We start from the raw sequence: 16499 nt of genomic DNA, 5'->3' as shown, positions 1-16499 counted from the left end.
AGACCTTCACCGGCTGCGTGGCCGGCTCGGCGGGGTAGGCGAAGTACGCATCCGTCGTGCCCGTTTTCACGTCCTGCAGGGCCTGTTGCGGGTCGGCCGCTTTCCGCCCGCCCATGGCCGTCGCGATGCCATCCGAGATCAGCCCGGAGTCATCGGTGTAGGTGAAGGACATGGCCGCGGTCTTCTGGGCGTCCTCGCTGGCCGCGGATGAGGAGTTGCTGAGGTAGACCAGGCCGAACACGATCGCCATCAGCACGGGAATCGCCAGGGTGGCGATCCAGAAGCGGCGTTTTTTGACGGTGCGGGTGAATTCGAACCCGACCACCGTGCCGAGGTTGTGCCGGGCGAACGGGCGGCCCGCCGGTGCCGGCGGCGCGGGCGGTACCGGCGCGGGAGCGGTGGGCTGTGTTGAGGTGTGCTGGGTCATGGGGTTCAGGCCTCCGCCATGTCGTGGGACTCGCCGTAGACCTTGATGAAGACCTCGTCCAGGGATGTCCTCGCGGTGGTGAAGGACTGGACGGCTACGCCGTTGCCGACGAGCTCGCGCAATACTGCCGCCTCGTCAGCGCCAGGGCGGGGTGAGAGTTCGGCAGCGCCGCCGGCGTCGATGACGACGTCGTACAGGGCCGAGGGCGGCAGTACCCCGGCGTAGGAGAGCCGGTAGACGGTTCCGCCGAACTGTTCCTGGACTTCCGCGACGGTGCCGTAGGCGCGGGAGGTCCCGTCTTTGAGCAGGATCACCCGGTCGCAGAGCCGTTCGACTTCTTCCATCTGGTGGGTGACCATGATGACGGTCGCGCCGGCGAGTTTTTGTTCCTCGATGATGTCCATCAGCAGGCGCCGGTTGACCGGGTCGAAGCCCTTGGTCGGCTCGTCCAGGATCAGCAGCTCTGGGTCGTTCATGATGGTCACGCCGAGCTGGATTTTTTGCTGCTGGCCGCCGGAGAGCTTGTCCAGCCGTGTGGTGGCCTTGTCGGCGAGGTCGACCCGTTCGAGGTAGTCCCGGGACCAGGTTTTTGCGTGGGTTTTATCCAGGCCTTTGAGGCGGCCGAAGTAGACCATCACGTCCAGGACGGACTCTTTCTTGTACAGGCCGCGTTCCTCGGGCAAATAGCCGAGGCGGGCCCCGTCCTGCGGGGCGAAGGGTTTGCCGCCGATGTGCAGGGTCCCGGCGGTGTGCTGGTAGATGCCCAGCAGCGCCCGGAGCGTGGTGGTTTTCCCGGATCCGTTGCTGCCCAGGAACCCGAATGTTTCCCCGGCCCGGACATCGAAGGAGAGGTCTTTGATGACCGTCGTGTCCCCGAAGTCCATCCGGAAGTCTTTGATGTGTACCAGCGGCTCGGCGGCCGGGTCCCCCAGATTCATGGCACCACTGTATCCGGCCCACCGCCGGGACGGCGGCAACCGGCTGACAGTGCCGAAGCGGCGATCCCGGGTCCAGGGGGAGTTCATGGTCTCCCGAAGTCAGCGCCTCCGGTTCCTTGTAATTGAGAATGATTCTCATGTAGAATTGCTGCCATCGGATGGACTCACACAATCGTGCTTCCCGACCCCCTTCCGCCGATTCCACCCACACCAAACACCACCAAGGAGCCACCCATGAAAGTCAGGAATTCGCTGCGGGCACTCAAGAAAATCCCGGGAGCCCAGATCGTTCGCCGCCGTGGGCGCACCTTCGTCATCAACAAGAAAAACCCGCGAATGAAGGCCCGCCAGGGCTGATTCCCGGCGCGGCGTTGCCGACGGCGGGATGCCGACCCGAAATCTGGACGTCACCGGCCCTCTGGTGGCGTCCAGATTCACGTCGAGGCGGTTCAAGGTTTACTGCGGGTGGGCGGGGATACTCTGTGGTCGGCCACCGGTGCCGGGTGTTCGGCCGGAGAGTGTCACCCGGCATCATTGGTTCCACCTTGGGGCAGGGACGTCGTTGAGGGCAGGGGGTGGTTGGCGTGGACGCCGGCTTCGCACGTGCATTCATGCGGTCTGCTGCCGCTGCGGCGCTCGTGGCCGCCCTCGGGACGGTTCTCGCGCCCGCTTCACCGGCAGCGGCCCACGACGTGCTCGAGGCCACCGAGCCGGTCGCCGGAGCCACCGTCGCATCGGTTCCGCCAACCATCCGACTGACGTTCCTGCACACCCCGATCGCCTTGGGCTCGCAGATCCTGATCCGGGACGAGGCGGGCACGAACCAATCTGACGGCCCGGTCGCCGTCGTCGACAATCACGTCTCCCAGCCCGTCAAGGCCGGCGCACCGGCCGGCCACTACACGGTGGCGTGGCGGATCGTGTCCGCGGACTCCCATCCGATCGAGGGGACCTTTTCCTTCACCGCCGGTGCGGGCCAGCCGGCTGCCTTGTCCGTCCAGGCAAAGCCGGCTCCCGCTCAGACGCCCGGGGGAACGGGTGCGCCGCTGTGGGGACTGGCCGCCGGCGGTGCCGTGCTGGCCGCGGGACTGGCCGGGACAGCGCTCCACGTCCGCCGCCGGCTGTCCGTGAACGACGCCGACGGTCCAGAGTCATGAATGCCCTGCGCGGGTGCCCTGTCGCCGGCCGGCCCGTAGAATTTGTAGCGCATCCCCGTCTGCCCCTGGATTCCGGAAAGGACCGCTCTCGATGACGCGTGCTCCGTTCCGGTTGTTCCGTACCGGGTTGATCGGTTCTGTGATTGTGGCGCTGGCGGCCGGCGGGCACCTGGCCGGCGGGGGCCAGCTTCCGGGGCCGGGGATCCTGGCGGCGGTGTGTGCGGTGGCGCTGGTGCCGGTGGCGGTGCTGACCCGGTTCCGGTTGTCCTTCCCTGTTTTAGCCGGGCTGCTCGGCGTGGGGCAGCTGTGGCTGCACTGGTCGTTCGACGCCCTCTCCGCTGCGGTACCGGTGAGGATTCCGGCGGGGATGTCCGGCCATGCCCATGCGGTCTCGGGCCTGGCGCCCGGACTGGCGGGCCAGGCGGCGGCTCCCGGTTCCCTTGATGCGTCCTTTGACGCGGCCATGGCCGGCCCCGGTGCGGGGATGGACGCGGCGATGGTGGCCGCGCACGCGGTCGCGACCCTTCTGACTTCGCTGCTGCTGGCCCGCGGCGAGCGGGCCCTGTCCGCGCTGGCGTCCTGGCTGCGCCCCCTGGTGGACCTGCCGGCGCCCGTCACGATCGTGCCGGCCCGGGTCCCGGGTCCCTGCACGGTGCATCTGATTCTTCCCCTGGAGCGGCCGGGCCGGCGCCTGCCGACAAGGCGCGGACCGCCCGCACCGGTGCCCGCCGCCTGAGACCGCCCTTTCCTTTCACACACGGACCGGGGAGCGCGGGCGGCCACCGCTGCTTACCGCCGGGCCGGCATCCGTGCCGGCCGGCACCTCTATGACCCGTTATTTTTTGTGAAAGGCCCTCTTGCCATGAAACCCTCCCTTCGCCGCACCCTCACGGGCGCCGCTGCCGCCACATTGACCGCCGGGCTGCTCGCCGCCGGCGCCGCGGCCGCGTCCGCGCATGTCCATGTCGACTCCGATGACCCGGCCGCCGGCGGCTACAGCCACCTGACCTTCAACGTCCCGAACGAATCCGCGACCGCCAAGACCAGCAAACTCGAAGTCACCCTGCCCACCGAGACCCCGCTGACCTCGGTCTCGGTGAAACCGGTCGAGGGCTGGACCGCGGTGATCACCATCGCCGAGCTGCCCACGCCGGTCACCATCGCCGGGGCGACCGTCACCAAGGCCCCCCGAACGGTGGTCTGGACCGCCGACGCCGCCCACCAGATTGGCCCGAACGAATACCAGGCCTTCTCCCTCTCCGTGGGCGTCCTGCCCGAGGCCGGCACCACCGTGACCCTGCCCGCCACGCAGACCTACACCGACGGCACCGTCGTGGCCTGGGACCAAAAAGCCCTCGAGGGCCAGCCCGAACCCGAACACCCCGCACCCTCCTTCGTGACCACCGCCGCAGACACCGAACCCGCCCACGGCGCGGCCCCGGCCACGGCGTCCCCCGCGGCCGTGGCGGAACCGGCAGCGTCCCCGGCCCCGGCCGCCGCTCCGGCCACGGCGGCGAGCACCACCGATAACAGCGGCTCCATCGCCGGCTGGATCGGACTCGCCGCAGGCCTGGCCGGACTTGCCGCCGGCGTCACCGCACTGGCCCGCACCCGCACCGCCAAGGGCAAAACAACCGCCAAGTAACAAGGCAAGCAACACACCGGCCTGGTAGCCACCGATTAGCCAGGCAACAGACGTCCCGGACAGGCTGCGCTTGTCCGGGACGTCTGCCTCGGAGCACAAGACGCCGCCTTTGGAAGACAGGACTTTCCTGGGTGGGCTGGGGGTTGCCGGGCGGCCTAGCGTCTGTTCCGGGGCGCAGCCGGCGGCATCTCCGCGCCCGCGCGGTGCAGCAGGGCCAACGCCCTCGAAACAGACGTGTCCGTCTTGGCAACGAGGAGCGCGGTCAGCAGGGCGGCGGCGACGTGGGTGTCCAGCATCAGTTCCTGCCCGTGCCCGTGCCCGGGCACGCCCGAAAGGACGGCGGTCAACTGCCCCGGCTGCAACGCTGCCGCTGCGTGATGACCGGGCGGCAACGTCCCGGAAAACGTCCCGGTGAACCGGTCGAACGCCAGGTGCAACACCTGCTGGGCCAGGCCGCAGAGGACCACAAGCAACCAGCCGGGGAGCCTCGCCCGGGCGGCCAATGAAGCGCACATGCTCAGCAGCGCCATCAGGGCTACCAGAACTGGGACCGGAGGGGCGCCGCCACCCGAGAGAAGGTGGGCGGCCAGACCCAGCCCGACCGACACCGGACCCACTTCCCAGGCCGCGAAGCCGCGCCCGCGGACGAGTCTCAGCTCTTCCATGCCGGCACCTCGCCGCGGCCCTGGATGGATTCCTCCATGTCAACCACAAGAATCGCCAACCCCTCAGGAGCGGAAAGGGAGAACGTGCGCCTTTCCCCTCCATCGTGCCGCGGATTCGCGCCCAAAGAAACAGCTATCACAAGCCAACCCCCAGACCACCGGTATGCCAAGGACGGGGTACCCGGCCGGATCCCGGCTCGCTAGGCTGTCTCCATGGACGGGAGCGAGAGATGACCCAACGAACCTACCCGCAGGGCGTCCCGTGTTGGATCGACACCGAGCAGCCCGACCTCGAGGCGGCCGCCGAGTTCTACGCCGGAATCTTCGGCTGGACGTTCGAAGACGCGATGCCGGCGGGAGCGCCGGGCCGTTATTTGATTGCAAAGCTCCATGGGCAGGATGTCGCCGGGATGGCCAGCACCCAGGCGGGCCCGGCGGCATGGAGCACCTACGTATCCGTCGATAACGCTGATGCCGCGGTCCAACGGATGGTTGACGCCGGCGCTACGCTGCGATCGGCACCCGCGGATGCGGGAGAAGGCGGACGCAGCGCGGCGCTGGCCGATCCGGAGGGAGCCGAGTTCCGCATCTGGCAGGCCAGGCGACGCTTGGGGGCACAAGTGGCCAATCAGCCCGGCGCCTGGAATTTCAGCGACCTTCACACGCCCAACCCAAGCGCAGCCATTGCGTTCTACGAGGACGCGTTCGGCTGGCAGGTCGACGACCTCGGCTTTGCGATGATGATCCGCAGGCCCGGTTATGGTGATCACCTTGAGGCGACAGTCGATCCGGGCATCAGGGCGAGGCAGTCTGGGGTGGCCGCCCCACCTGGCTTCGAGGACGCGATCGCCTGGATCGCGACCACCGCCCCCGACAAACTGCCGCGCTGGCACGTCTCGTTCACGGTTGCCGACCGGGACCAGACGGCGGCTGATGCGCGGCGGCTCGGCGCCCAAGTCCTAAGCCAAGGCGACACCGAATGGACGCGCACGGTACTGATCCGGGACCCGCAGGGAGCCGAGTTTACGGCGAGCCAGTTCACGCCGCCGTCGGGGTGAACGGCCCTTCGAAGGACGGCTACGTCATGTCGCGGAGTGCTCACGCACCCGGGCGAGCCATTCGACCACCAGGGCGTGCGTGAGGGTGGGTTGCTCGTGCAGCAGGGCGTGGCCGGCACGATCGAGCACAGCAAAGGTGGCGCGGGGGTAGTGCTCGATCAACTCCCACGAACCTGTGAACCCGGCCGTGGCATCCTGTCGCCCCGCCAGAATCAACACGGGATGAGGATACGTCTGCGCAGACTCCGGGCGGTCCCGCAATTCCCACTGCGAAAAGATTCGCATCAGGCCCGGCTCGTCAACCAGTGACGCTGCAGGTGACACAACCTCCTGGAACCGGCCTAGCGTTTCAGGTGTCTGCACAACGAAGTAGCTCCGGTAGGAAGCCTCGGGCTCCGGCTCCAGCCCGGCGGTCAGACCGGCCGACGAAACAAGGACCTCATGCTCAGGCACGTTCCGGGTATGCGCGCCAACCGGGCAGATTAGTGCCAGCCCAACAACCTGCTCAGGTCTAAGATTGGCTACCGCACGGGCAAGATACCCGCCGTACGAATGGCCCAAGACGAGCATCGGTTCATCCCCGATGGTCGCGTCGATCACGCCGAGCAGAAGGTCCAGGACGTCATCATTGCTCGCGATCGTCCCGGGCGCCGGGGTGCGGCCCATCCCCGGCAGGTCCGGATAGAGGCGCCTGAAGCCGGAAACGTTGGCGAAGATCGGTTCAAGGGCGCCCGCGATCTCGCGATGATCCACACCGGCGCCGTGCAGAGCGAGAACCGGTGTGCCGCTGCCGTGCTCGGCGTAATGCACAGGGACTCCGCTGACCGTGGCCTCCATCCAGACAGTGTAGATCGCAACCGGACGACGAGGCTTTGACGCACTAGGCTTCAGGTTGTGACTTCGAGTTCTGTCCCCGGCCGCGCTGCCGCTGGACGTCGGCGCGTGGAACTGGCCGCCGTGGCGGGCATGGTGTGCCCAGTCCTTTTTGTCACCGTTTTCACCGTCTACGGGTGGCTGTGCCCGGGTTACTCCCCGACGAGCATGTTCGTCAGCGAGCTGTCCCTTGGCCCCTACGGCTGGGTCCAGATGCTCAACTTCGTCCTGACCGGTGCCTTGATGGTTGTCTTCGGTCGCGGCCTCGCGGTGCACTTCACTACCGGGGCGGCTTCCCGGGCCGGGCCGGTGCTTGTGCAGTGCATGGGGGTCAGCCTGATGGTGTCCGGACTGTTCGCCACCGATCCGTCGGCGATGTTCGACCAGGCCAGTGCGCATGGTGTGGTGCATGGAATCTTCGGGGCGATCTTCTTCACGCTCGCGCCCGTAAGTTGCTTCGTTTTCTACCGGCGCTTCCGTAGCGACCGGCCCTGGCGCCCACTGGCCGCGTGGACCCTGGCCGCCGGCATCATCCTGACCCTCGGAATTGGCGTGCTCAAGTTCAGCCAGCAGCCCGGGGGCGTGCTGTTCGACTGGAAGGGCCTGGTGCAACGGGTCATCCTGATTGCTTTCATGGCCTGGATTTTCGCGGTCGCCTCCCGGCTGCGCACCCAGTAGCGTGATGGGATGGCCGACGACGAGCAGGAACTGACAGGTGGCAATGCGTCGGAAAGTGTTGTGCGCATTGGCGGCACCGTCCGAAAGCCGTGGTTGGAAAACTCCTCCGCGGTGCAGGGCTATCTAGGTGCCCTCCGGTCCGCCGGGGTGGATGTTCCGCAGCCCCTGGGCCGGGATGACGACGGCCGATGCGTGGTCGAATATGTTGAGGGCGCACTGGCGATGGACCGGCTGCCGCTCGGGCTGGCGGATTTGCTGCGGGTGGGCCGGATGATTCGGCAAATCCACGATGCCAGCGAATCGGTAGTGATCCCGAATCCGGGCGACGCAAAGATGCTGCTGCCGGCAGAGAATCCGGACCTGATGTGCCATAACGACCTCGCCCCGTGGAACCTCATCATGGGAGAGCGCTGGGTATTCATCGATTGGGATGGTGCCGGCCCCAGTACGCGATTGTGGGATCTGGCGTACGCCGCGCAGTCCTTCGGCCTACTGTTTGAAGGGCAGCCGGTGGACGACGCCGCCTTGAGATTGCGTGCCGTGGTTGACGGTTACGAAGCTGACGACGCACTGCGCAAGGCGCTGCCGGCCGCCATGGCGAGACGGACCGAGGCGATGTTCAGTCTCCTGATGTCCTCGAACGAGACCGGGTTCCAGCCGTGGGCCGACATGTATGCCAACGGACACGGCGAGCACTGGCGCGCCGCGGCTCAATACGTCGTACGGAATCTAGCGGCCTGGGAACAAGCCCTCGCGCAGGAATAAGAATCGGGAAGGCCGCGGCCCTCGCCGCGTCGGCGCCCGCCTGATTGTGTCGCCGCCTCAAGCGACGGCGCAACGGTCAGGCCAGGTTTTCCTTGAGCAGGGCGCGGTGTTCGATGGCGGCTTCCCGGTGGAGTGCGCGGCCGGCGTCGGTGAGTTCCAGGAAGAGCGAGCGGCGATCATCTGCGCAGGAGTGGCGGGAAATGAGTCCGGCCTTGTCGAGCCGGTCCACCACCTTGGACATGGCGCTTTGGGTCATGGGCGTCCGCTCGCCAAGCTGCTTCATCCGGCACGCGGCATCCGCGCTTTCGGCCACGAGATCCAGGATTTCAAACTCCGTCAGGCCGATGCTGAACCGCGCTTCCAGGGCACGGTCGATCGCGCCGGCGGTACGGAAGTAGGTGCTCTGGATGTTGCGCCACTGCTCAACCAGCTGTCGGTCCTGCGCTGTTGCCATGCAGCGATTCTAGTTGATGCCGCATTAAAAGTCCACGTCATAATATTCCTTGTCATTCAATGACGCGTCATATAAGTTGGTGTCATGACCTCAACTTCCACCCTCGAAAGATCCGCCGGCGAACGGCTTGACCCGGTCCGCTGGACCCGTGCGCAGTGGATGCTTCTCATGGTCCTGTGCACCGTGCTGGCGCTCGACGCGCTGGACGTTTCCATGGTCGGCGTGGCCCTGCCCTCGATCGGCACCGAACTCCACCTGGGAACCGAATCCCTCCAGTGGATCGTCTCCGCCTATGTGCTCGGTTACGGAAGTCTGCTCCTGCTGGGCGGCCGGATGGCGGACCTCCTCGGCCGGCGGCGCATCTTCCTGATCGCACTGAGCGTCTTCGCCGCCGCGTCCCTGCTCGGCGGGCTGGTGGATGACCCGGCCCTGCTGATCGCTACCCGGTTCGTCAAGGGGCTGGCCGCCGCGTTCACAGCTCCCGCCGGCTTCTCCATCATCACCACCAACTTCGCGGAAGGGCGCGAACGAAACCGCGCCGTCTCCATCTTCACCACCTTCGGCGCAAGCGGCTTCTCACTCGGCCTGGTCGTCGGAGGCCTCATGACGGCCATGAGTTGGCGCTGGACCTTCCTGGTCTCCGTGCCGGTGGCAGTCGCCGTCGTGCTTCTTGGCCTCAAGTTCATCCCCCGGGACGGCGCCGCAGGCAAGGAACAAGGCAAAGAGCAGGACAGCGGGCACGACGTTTGGGGCGCCGTGACACTCGCGGCAGGCATGCTGGGGCTCGTCTACACGCTCGTTTCGGCACCCGGAAACGGCTGGGGATCTGTGGCAACTATCGCCGGATTCGTGGCCTCTGCAGTGGTGCTGGCAGCCTTCGCGGTGATCGAGAACCGAGTCAGGCATCCCTTGATCAGGTTCAGCATCCTCAGGGAAGGCTGGGTGGCGCGGGCGAACCTCAGCGCCGTCGGGCTTTTCGGCTCATACCTGAGCTTCCAGTTCATCCTCACGCTTTACCTGCAGTCCGTGCTGGGATGGAGTCCCCTTGGCATGGCCCTCGCGCTGCTTCCCACGGGCCTGCTGGTGGCTTCGAGCGCGCCTTTCGCGGACCGGCTTATCGACAAGTTTGGCGCCCCGCGGCTGATCCTGACCGGGTTGGCCTCGCTGGCGCTCGGCTACGTGCTGTTCCTGCGGGTGGGCACCTCGCCGAACTACGTTACGGACATTCTGCCCTCCGTTCTGCTACTGGGTGTCGGCTTTGCCCTGGCCTTCCCGTCCATCAACGTGCAGGCCACCGCGGGCATCCGGAACTCTGAACAAGGCCTGGCGGCCGGCCTGATCCAGACCAGCACCCAGGTGGGGGCAGCGCTGGTTCTCGCCGTCACCACAGCCATGGTCAGCGGTCACGGCGGTGCGTCCGACGGCGGCGCCAATGCGGCGGCCATGCTGGAACAGTACCGGCCCGGCCTGATCCTGAGCGCAGCCGTGGCGGTTGCGGCCCTGATCGTCGCCGCGATGCCCACCCGCAGCCGGAAGCGGGCGGAAGCAGAGCTCCAAACGGCCTGAGACTGATCACGGGTGAATACGGATCCCGTGGCGGGAGCATTCGGCGCTCCCGCCGGCCGGGGTGAGGGCGTGCCTAGGTGGCCGACGAGCCGGGGTAGAGAATCGAAAACAGGCCCGTCCGGGGCGGGTGATGGCGGCGGACCGCGAGCCAGGCGTCCAGTTCTGCGGCGGGGACCGGCCTGGACATGAAGAAGCCTTGGGCCACGTCGCAGCCGTAGTCGCTGAGGGCACGGAAAGCGTCCTCGCTTTCCACGCCTTCGGCCGTCATGTCCAGCCCCAGGCTGTGGGCCAGATCGATCGTCGAAACCACCAGGGCCGTGGCGCGGGAGTCATCGGTCATGGACAGGATGAAGGACTTGTCGAGTTTGAGCTCGTCGATGGGCAGTTCGCGCAGGTAGGACAGCGAGCTGTATCCCTTGCCGAAATCGTCGACGGCGATCCGGACACCCATGCCGCGCAGCGCCGTCAGCACCTCGCAGGCCCGGTCGCGGTCACCCACCAGGACGTCCTCGGTGATCTCCAGTACGAGGACGGAGGGTGAGAGTCCGCGTTCCGCGGCCATGGCGCCGATTTGGTCCGGCAGGCCGGAATCGATGATTGAGGGCGCGGAGAGGTTCACCGCGACGGACAGCGGCCGGCCCGTCTCTGCCCAGGCGGCTGCCTGGTCCAGTGCCTTGCCCAGGACGATGCCCGTCAGGTCCGGCATGAGCCCGGCTTCCTCGAACCTTTTCAGGAAGTCGTCGGGCTGCAGGAGCCCCAGGTCCGGATGTTGCCAGCGGACCAGGGCCTCCACGCCCCGGACGTCGCCCGTGCCCAGATCGATCTTTGGCTGGAAGTGCAGGAGCAGTTGGTCCTTGCGCAGGGCCTGGTTCAGCATCTGGACGGGGTGGGACTGGGTGGTACCGGAGATGACCTCCCCGCCGTCGTAGACGCATTGGCCGCCGTGCGTCGATTTTGCCGTGTACATCGCCATGTCTGCCCGGCGCAGCAGCATGGTCAGGTCCTGCCCCTGGTCCGGGCAGCAGGAGATTCCGATGCTGGCGTTCACGTGGACGGTGACGCCGCCCAGATCATAGGGTTCGGCCAGCGCAGCCCTCAACTTCAGGGCCACGGCCTGCGCCTCCTCGACTCCGCAGTTATCGATGTGCGCGACGAATTCGTCGCCGCCCATTCGGGCCAGCAGGTCCGTGGGCCGCAGCTGACCGGACAGGCGCGCCGCGACCTGGATCAGGAGGGCGTCGCCCACATCGTGGCCGAGGCTGTCGTTAATCTCCTTGAACTTGTTGAGGTCCAGCAGCAGCACCGCACTGTGCCGCCGGCCGTTTGAGGCAAGACGCCTCGGCACGTCGGTGTAGAGGGCCCGCCGGTTCGGGAGCCCGGTCAGCTCATCAGTCCTCGCCTGGCGCTGCATATCGGCCAGCCGGATCCGCTGCCGAAATACCAGCGGCAGCGCCGCCAGTGCCAGGGTCAGGCTCGCCAGGACAACGGCGAGCATGGCCACGCGCACCTGCGTTCCCAATATCAGGACCACCAAACTGGCGACCGTAGCCAGGGCAGGAACGGCCTGGGACGGAACGGGCCGTGATTCGTTGCCGGACGCGTCGTTGCGGGCCTGCGTGACAACCCAGATCCCGATCAGGGCGATGCCCAGCGCCCAGGCGGCGTCCAGGGGCGTTCCGACGACGTAGACACCGTTCAGCTCCAGCAGGGCGTAGCCGATGTCGGCGCCGGTGAACATGAGAAGCCCCAGGACCAGAAGGCCCCATCCGCGGCCAACGCTGTGTCCCGTGCTGGCTGCGATCCCAATCACTGCAGCCACCAGCAGGAGGTCCAACAGGGGATAGGCGGCACCCAGAGCCATGGCCACGGAATGCGGACCGTCGAGGACCGAGCTCAGGATGGGGTCCAGGACGACAGCGAGCATGGCGGCTGCCCCGAGGGCTCCGACGGCACTGTCGAGGACCACCGCCCAGGTCATGTCGGGCAGGCGGCGGCGGATGACCACGGCCAGGGTGGCCAGCATCAACAGGTAGAAGCCCAAGTAGCCAACGTCGGCCGGCGAGGGCAACGGAACGTCCTCGCCGGCGGCTGATTTCACCACGTAATAGGTTTCCCCGGCGGCCTGGAAGGACAGCGCGCCCGCGGCGAGGATGATCTCTGGCCGCCTGCGCCTGGTGCGGTGCACCATCAGCCAACCGACGACGGCGGGCACCCAGACTGTAAGCAGGTCAAGGAATCCGTCCACCAGCGGGCTGAAATCCCCACTGGAGCGGAAGGCAAGACCGGCCGAATAGGCCGCGGCCACTGTAAGGAGTCCAAAGCTCAACAACCGGGAGAGACGCCCGTCAATCCCGGGGGCTCCCGGGATGGAAGGTCGGCCAGCGGGCTCTTCGGTAACCATGGATCCCCATCTCGTTCCTGCCCTGCCTCCGCTGTTCGAGGACAGGAACCGATGGAGTGCAACTGGAGACCATCGATTGCACTGTCCACTATGCATTAGTGAAGGCGCAGGTCACAGTCACAAGGTAACGACGCGCGGAGCCGTCAGCCTGCTGGCCGGGCGCAGGAACTGGCAATGCCGCTGACACAGGACATGGCGGCGCCGCCGGCGCAGCCGACGGCGTCCGCTCTACGAACCTGGGGTAGACGCTAGGAGGTGCTTGCCCCAGCCTCGGCTTTGACGTCCCGGCCTAGCCAGACGCCCAAGCCGATCATGGCGGCGCCGAGCAAAAGATGGAGCCAGTTGTCGGCAGAGTTAAACGGGACAAAATTGGCGCTGGTGTTCATGCCGATTATCAGGCCGTAGATCCAGAGCACGAGGTACACGATGCCGCCACCGAGCAGGAAAACCCGGGCCAACCGGTCTGTGCGGGCCATCAGAATGCCTGCCACGCCGAACAGCATGTGGACGATGTTGTGGAGCACGGACACCTGGAAAACGCCAAGCAGCAATGCCCCTGACTCGGGTCCCGCGAAACCCATTGCCACGTAATTTGTAGTGATGCCCGGAATGAACCCGAGAATTCCAACCAGAAGGAAAACCCCGCCAATTGCCAGGGTGGTGTTGTGAAGCGTCAGCCCCATCGCGTGGTGCTGGGCTGGGTGTGAAGCGGTAGTCATGGCCTTCCCTTTCACGCAGAATACCGGCTCTTCGGGTGGAAAACCGGCCACTCGGCAGGGAGTCGCAGGAACCCTCCCGACGCCCACATTTTACTCCTGATGCTCGTCAGTGAGCAGGGAACCTGTGCACCAACTGCCCTGTCCGCGGCAGCCGGCGGGCGAGAATTCACGTGGTTTGGGGGTGTCTGATAGACACTGCCACCGGCGTCTTTGCCTGCGTAGCGTGAAGGGTGTGGACGGAAAAGCAGAAATTCGAGAGTTCCTGATCTCGCGACGCGCGAAGATCAGCCCTGAGCAGGCCGGTATACCCACTTACGGGGAGCTGCGCCGTGTGCCGGGCCTGCGCCGTGAGGAAGTGGCGCAGCTCGCCGGGGTGAGCACGGACTACTACACGCGGCTGGAGCGGGGCAGCTTGCGCGGGGTCTCGGACGCGGTGCTCGAGGCCGTCGCCACCGCACTTCAGCTTGACGAGGCCGAGCGGGCGCACCTGATGGATCTGGCACGGACGGCCAACATACCGTCGCGTCGGGTGCCGGGGCGGCCGCCGCAGCAGCGGGTCCGTCCCGGGGTGCTGCGTCTGTTGGACGGCATGACCGTAGTGGTCGCGCTCGTGCAGAACGGCCGTTCGGACGTGCTGGCAGCCAACCTACTGGGCCGCGCGCTGTACGCGCCCGTGTTCAGCTTCGCCGCACAGCCTGGGCCGGACACGCCAGGGCGGCTGCCGAACCAGGCGCGCTACCTTTTCCTCGATCCGGGCGCGGCAGACCTCTACCCGGATTGGCGGGCGATCGCGGCCACCACAGTGGCGATGCTTCGTTCCGAAGCCGGACGGAACCCGCACGACAGGGCGCTGAACGAGCTGGTCGGGGAGCTGACCACCCGCAGCGGCCTGTTCTCCGCGCTGTGGGCCGGGCATGACGTACGCATCCACACCGCAGGGACCAAACGCTTCCACCACCCCGTCGCGGGCGACCTGTCCCTGCAGTACGAGACGCTCGACCTTCCCGGTGACGAGGGACAGACCCTGTCCACCTTCACCGCGGAGCCCGGCTCTGCGTCCGAAAACGCGCTGGCGTTCCTCGCCAGCTGGGCGGCATCGCCTCCCGAAACTACGACCGCCGGCGGCCCTGCCGGCGGATCCACAGTCCCGGGGATGCGCCCCCACGCGCGACCGGGAACACGTAACCCAGGAAAGACAGAACCAACACATGACTGAACAGCACGAATCTGAACGGCACGACTCGGAACAGCACGACTCTGAACAGCACGACTCCGACCAGCACGAATCGGTGCAAGGGAAGAAGGTCTGGTTCATCACCGGCGCCGGCCGCGGCATGGGGACTGACATTGCGAAGGCGGCCCTGGCCGCCGGCCACGCAGTGGTTGCCACCGGCCGCAACCCGGAGAAGGTCGCTCAGGCCGTGGGCGAGAACGAGAACCTGCTGGCCGTGCAACTCGACGTCACCGACCCTTCGGCGGCGGAAGCGGCCGTGCAGGCCGCCGTCGACCGGTTCGGCCGGATTGACGTCCTCGTCAACAACGCCGGCAATTTCTACGCCGGGTTCTTCGAAGAAATCACTCCGGAGGACTTCCGGTCACAGATCGAAACCACCATGTTCGGGCCCATGAATGTCACCCGCGCGGCCCTGCCGGTCCTGCGTGCCCAGCGCTCGGGGCTGGTGGTCACGATCTCCTCGACCGCCGGCATCGCGGGAGGGGAGTTCTTATCTGCCTATGCCGCGTCGAAGTTCGGCGTCGAGGGGTGGGCGGAGTCCCTGGCCCCCGAAGTCGCCCCGTTCGGCATCCGCACCATGCTCGTGGAGCCGGGGTTCTTCCGCACCGAGCTGCTCACACCGGAATCCACGCGCTACGCCGAATCCACAATCGAGGACTACGCCGAGCGCACGGAACAGACCGTCGCGGCCTGGCAAAGCATGGACGGACAGCAGGGCGGGGACCCGGCCAAGCTCGCCGATGCCCTGATCCACCTGGCCGAACTGGACGAGCCGCCGCTGCGCTTTGCCGCCGGCTCCGACGCCGTCGGGGTCTTCGAGACCCGGGCCAAGGAACTCCGGGACCAGGCAAACGCCCATCGCGAACTCTCCAGCAACCTCGCCCACGACGACGCCTGACGTAACGCAAACGGACGACGGCGGGAGATCCCGCCGTCGTCCATCAAACCCCACCACCAAGTCCGCCACCACCAAGTCCGCCACCACTAAGTCCGCCACCACTAAGTCCGCCACCACTAAGTCCGCCACGACAGCTAAGCCGGACGCCGAGGACTTGCCCCGGCCCACAACCGGCCCATCGTTTTGAGGAAAAAACACTCATGACACCACCACTGAACGGGACCGTCGCCCTCGTTACCGGGGCGAGCAGCGGCATCGGCGCGGCCACTGCCCGCCAGCTTGCCGGCCTCGGCGCCTCTGTGGCGCTCGTGGCCCGCCGCCGCGCCCGCCTGGAAACCCTCGCCGCCGAGATCGCAACGGTTGGCGGCACCGCACTGGTCATCGAGGCCGACATCACCGACCGCGCCCAGGCGCAGTCCGTCGTCGACCAGACTGTTGAACGCTTCGGACAACTGGACATCCTGGTCAACAACGCCGGGCTGATGCTGCTTGGCCCGGTGGTTGGCGCCGACCCCGAAGAGTGGGACCGAATGATCGCCATCAACGTCCAGGGCCTGCTCCACACCACGCACGCCGCTCTGCCGCACCTGCTCAAGGCCGCCGGGGGCAGCCCGCGCCGAGTCGCCGATATCGTAAACATCAGCTCGATCGCCGGCCGCGTGGCCTGGAACGGCTACGGTGTTTACAACCTCACCAAGTTCGGCGTCAACGGATTCACCGAAGCCCTCCGTCAGGAAGTCACCCAGCGGCACGTGCGCGTCGGCGTCCTGGAACCCGGCGGCGTCGACACCGAGCTCGGTTCCCACAACACCCCCGATATCCGGGGCGAAATGATCGACCCCTTCTATGAACAGACCGAAGTGCTCGCACCCGGGGACATCGCCGACGGCGTCGCCTATATGGTCACCAGGCCACGCCACGCCTCTGTCGCCGAGCTGTGGATCATGCCCACCGACCAGGCCTGACGGCCGCGAACCGACCCCTGTCCTAAGCCCGCCGCCCCACCGGCCGAACCCACCCG

The 16499-nt window shown here is 66.9% G+C and carries 17 protein-coding genes and 1 pseudogene; 11 read left to right on the top strand and 7 right to left on the bottom strand.

Going from position 1 to position 16499, the window contains the following annotated elements; genetic code table 11:
- A pseudogene (locus tag AB4089_RS05950) lies at positions 1-427 on the bottom strand (ABC transporter permease); the annotation flags it as partial.
- Positions 428-432: 5 nt separating this feature from the next.
- Entirely contained in the window at positions 433-1365 is a 933-nt protein-coding gene (locus tag AB4089_RS05945) for an ABC transporter ATP-binding protein (protein WP_441408355.1), read from the bottom strand.
- Between the two features lie 234 nt (positions 1366-1599).
- On the opposite strand from AB4089_RS05945, the gene ykgO reads away from it, so the two are divergent.
- The 4 genes from ykgO (at position 1600) to AB4089_RS05925 (ending at position 4167) form a co-directional block, all read left to right on the top strand.
- Positions 1600-1722 (top strand): type B 50S ribosomal protein L36, encoded by a 123-nt coding sequence (gene ykgO / locus AB4089_RS05940; RefSeq protein WP_011693081.1) that lies wholly within the window; start codon positions 1600-1602, stop codon positions 1720-1722.
- A gap of 254 nt (positions 1723-1976) precedes the next feature.
- The gene (locus tag AB4089_RS05935; RefSeq protein ID WP_441408354.1) at positions 1977-2522 is read left to right on the top strand and encodes a copper resistance CopC family protein; all 546 of its coding nucleotides are present in this window, start codon (positions 1977-1979) and stop codon (positions 2520-2522) included.
- A gap of 91 nt (positions 2523-2613) precedes the next feature.
- The gene (locus tag AB4089_RS05930; protein ID WP_441408353.1) at positions 2614-3258 is read left to right on the top strand and encodes a hypothetical protein; all 645 of its coding nucleotides are present in this window, start codon (positions 2614-2616) and stop codon (positions 3256-3258) included.
- Positions 3259-3384: 126 nt separating this feature from the next.
- Positions 3385-4167 carry a YcnI family copper-binding membrane protein gene (locus AB4089_RS05925; RefSeq protein WP_441408352.1) on the top strand — a complete coding sequence of 261 codons (783 nt, stop codon included), beginning with the start codon at positions 3385-3387 and terminating at the stop codon, positions 4165-4167.
- A gap of 155 nt (positions 4168-4322) precedes the next feature.
- On the opposite strand, the gene AB4089_RS05920 is transcribed toward AB4089_RS05925, so the two are convergent.
- Positions 4323-4832 carry a hypothetical protein gene (locus tag AB4089_RS05920; RefSeq protein ID WP_441408351.1) on the bottom strand — a complete coding sequence of 170 codons (510 nt, stop codon included), beginning with the start codon at positions 4830-4832 and terminating at the stop codon, positions 4323-4325.
- A gap of 230 nt (positions 4833-5062) precedes the next feature.
- On the opposite strand from AB4089_RS05920, the gene AB4089_RS05915 reads away from it, so the two are divergent.
- A complete protein-coding gene (locus tag AB4089_RS05915) occupies positions 5063-5890 on the top strand; it encodes a VOC family protein (protein ID WP_441408350.1) in 828 nt (275 codons plus the stop codon).
- Between the two features lie 24 nt (positions 5891-5914).
- On the opposite strand, the gene AB4089_RS05910 is transcribed toward AB4089_RS05915, so the two are convergent.
- A complete protein-coding gene (locus AB4089_RS05910; RefSeq protein ID WP_441408349.1) occupies positions 5915-6727 on the bottom strand; it encodes an alpha/beta fold hydrolase in 813 nt (270 codons plus the stop codon).
- 57 nt (positions 6728-6784) lie between these two features.
- Here AB4089_RS05910 and AB4089_RS05905 point away from each other — a divergent pair, with 57 nt between their 5' ends.
- Positions 6785-7441 carry a DUF998 domain-containing protein gene (locus tag AB4089_RS05905; RefSeq protein WP_441408348.1) on the top strand — a complete coding sequence of 219 codons (657 nt, stop codon included), beginning with the start codon at positions 6785-6787 and terminating at the stop codon, positions 7439-7441.
- Positions 7442-7450: 9 nt separating this feature from the next.
- On the top strand, positions 7451-8206 hold the full coding sequence (locus AB4089_RS05900; protein WP_441408347.1) for a phosphotransferase: 756 nt from the start codon (positions 7451-7453) through the stop codon (positions 8204-8206).
- Positions 8207-8282: 76 nt separating this feature from the next.
- On the opposite strand, the gene AB4089_RS05895 is transcribed toward AB4089_RS05900, so the two are convergent.
- Entirely contained in the window at positions 8283-8660 is a 378-nt protein-coding gene (locus AB4089_RS05895) for a MarR family winged helix-turn-helix transcriptional regulator (protein WP_441408346.1), read from the bottom strand.
- Positions 8661-8744: 84 nt separating this feature from the next.
- On the opposite strand from AB4089_RS05895, the gene AB4089_RS05890 reads away from it, so the two are divergent.
- Complete coding sequence (locus AB4089_RS05890; protein ID WP_441408345.1) at positions 8745-10226, top strand: MFS transporter; 1482 nt, start codon at positions 8745-8747, stop codon at positions 10224-10226.
- A 73-nt stretch (positions 10227-10299) separates the two neighbouring features.
- Here the strand turns inward: AB4089_RS05890 and AB4089_RS05885 are convergent, their stop codons facing one another.
- Together AB4089_RS05885 and AB4089_RS05880 are read right to left on the bottom strand one after the other, a co-directional pair.
- Complete coding sequence (locus AB4089_RS05885) at positions 10300-12531, bottom strand: putative bifunctional diguanylate cyclase/phosphodiesterase (protein ID WP_441408344.1); 2232 nt, start codon at positions 12529-12531, stop codon at positions 10300-10302.
- Between the two features lie 344 nt (positions 12532-12875).
- Positions 12876-13346, bottom strand: a complete 471-nt coding sequence (locus AB4089_RS05880) for a DUF4383 domain-containing protein (protein WP_441408343.1) — start codon at positions 13344-13346, stop codon at positions 12876-12878.
- A gap of 232 nt (positions 13347-13578) precedes the next feature.
- Between AB4089_RS05880 and AB4089_RS05875 the strand changes: the two genes are divergently transcribed.
- From AB4089_RS05875 to AB4089_RS05865, 3 genes are all read left to right on the top strand, one after another.
- Complete coding sequence (locus AB4089_RS05875; RefSeq protein WP_441408342.1) at positions 13579-14562, top strand: helix-turn-helix transcriptional regulator; 984 nt, start codon at positions 13579-13581, stop codon at positions 14560-14562.
- Positions 14555-15478, top strand: a complete 924-nt coding sequence (locus tag AB4089_RS05870; RefSeq protein WP_441408341.1) for an SDR family oxidoreductase — start codon at positions 14555-14557, stop codon at positions 15476-15478. Before AB4089_RS05875 ends, AB4089_RS05870 begins: the two co-directional genes overlap by 8 nt.
- Before the next feature lie 200 nt (positions 15479-15678).
- The gene (locus AB4089_RS05865) at positions 15679-16443 is read left to right on the top strand and encodes an SDR family NAD(P)-dependent oxidoreductase (RefSeq protein ID WP_441408340.1); all 765 of its coding nucleotides are present in this window, start codon (positions 15679-15681) and stop codon (positions 16441-16443) included.
- The last annotated feature ends 56 nt before the right edge of the window (positions 16444-16499 follow it).

Source organism: Arthrobacter sp. 2MCAF15 (assembly GCF_052115605.1).
GTDB lineage: Bacteria > Actinomycetota > Actinomycetes > Actinomycetales > Micrococcaceae > Arthrobacter.
Note: the sequence above shows the minus strand (reverse complement) of the source record. Positions and strands in the feature narration are given on the sequence as shown.

Bases quoted from the DNA above. Each gene is read 5' to 3' on its own strand.
- AB4089_RS05865 (WP_441408340.1), top strand. From the start codon at position 15,679: ATGACACCACCACTGAACGGGACCGTCGCCCTCGTTACCGGGGCGAGC.
- AB4089_RS05880 (WP_441408343.1), bottom strand. From the start codon at position 13,346: ATGACTACCGCTTCACACCCAGCCCAGCACCACGCGATGGGGCTGACG.
- AB4089_RS05925 (WP_441408352.1), top strand. From the start codon at position 3,385: ATGAAACCCTCCCTTCGCCGCACCCTCACGGGCGCCGCTGCCGCCACA.
- AB4089_RS05935 (WP_441408354.1), top strand. From the start codon at position 1,977: ATGCGGTCTGCTGCCGCTGCGGCGCTCGTGGCCGCCCTCGGGACGGTT.
- ykgO (WP_011693081.1), top strand. From the start codon at position 1,600: ATGAAAGTCAGGAATTCGCTGCGGGCACTCAAGAAAATCCCGGGAGCC.
- AB4089_RS05930 (WP_441408353.1), top strand. From the start codon at position 2,614: ATGACGCGTGCTCCGTTCCGGTTGTTCCGTACCGGGTTGATCGGTTCT.
- AB4089_RS05895 (WP_441408346.1), bottom strand. From the start codon at position 8,660: ATGGCAACAGCGCAGGACCGACAGCTGGTTGAGCAGTGGCGCAACATC.
- AB4089_RS05915 (WP_441408350.1), top strand. From the start codon at position 5,063: ATGACCCAACGAACCTACCCGCAGGGCGTCCCGTGTTGGATCGACACC.
- AB4089_RS05870 (WP_441408341.1), top strand. From the start codon at position 14,555: ATGACTGAACAGCACGAATCTGAACGGCACGACTCGGAACAGCACGAC.
- AB4089_RS05900 (WP_441408347.1), top strand. From the start codon at position 7,451: ATGGCCGACGACGAGCAGGAACTGACAGGTGGCAATGCGTCGGAAAGT.
- AB4089_RS05890 (WP_441408345.1), top strand. From the start codon at position 8,745: ATGACCTCAACTTCCACCCTCGAAAGATCCGCCGGCGAACGGCTTGAC.
- AB4089_RS05920 (WP_441408351.1), bottom strand. From the start codon at position 4,832: ATGGAAGAGCTGAGACTCGTCCGCGGGCGCGGCTTCGCGGCCTGGGAA.
- AB4089_RS05910 (WP_441408349.1), bottom strand. From the start codon at position 6,727: ATGGAGGCCACGGTCAGCGGAGTCCCTGTGCATTACGCCGAGCACGGC.
- AB4089_RS05945 (WP_441408355.1), bottom strand. From the start codon at position 1,365: ATGAATCTGGGGGACCCGGCCGCCGAGCCGCTGGTACACATCAAAGAC.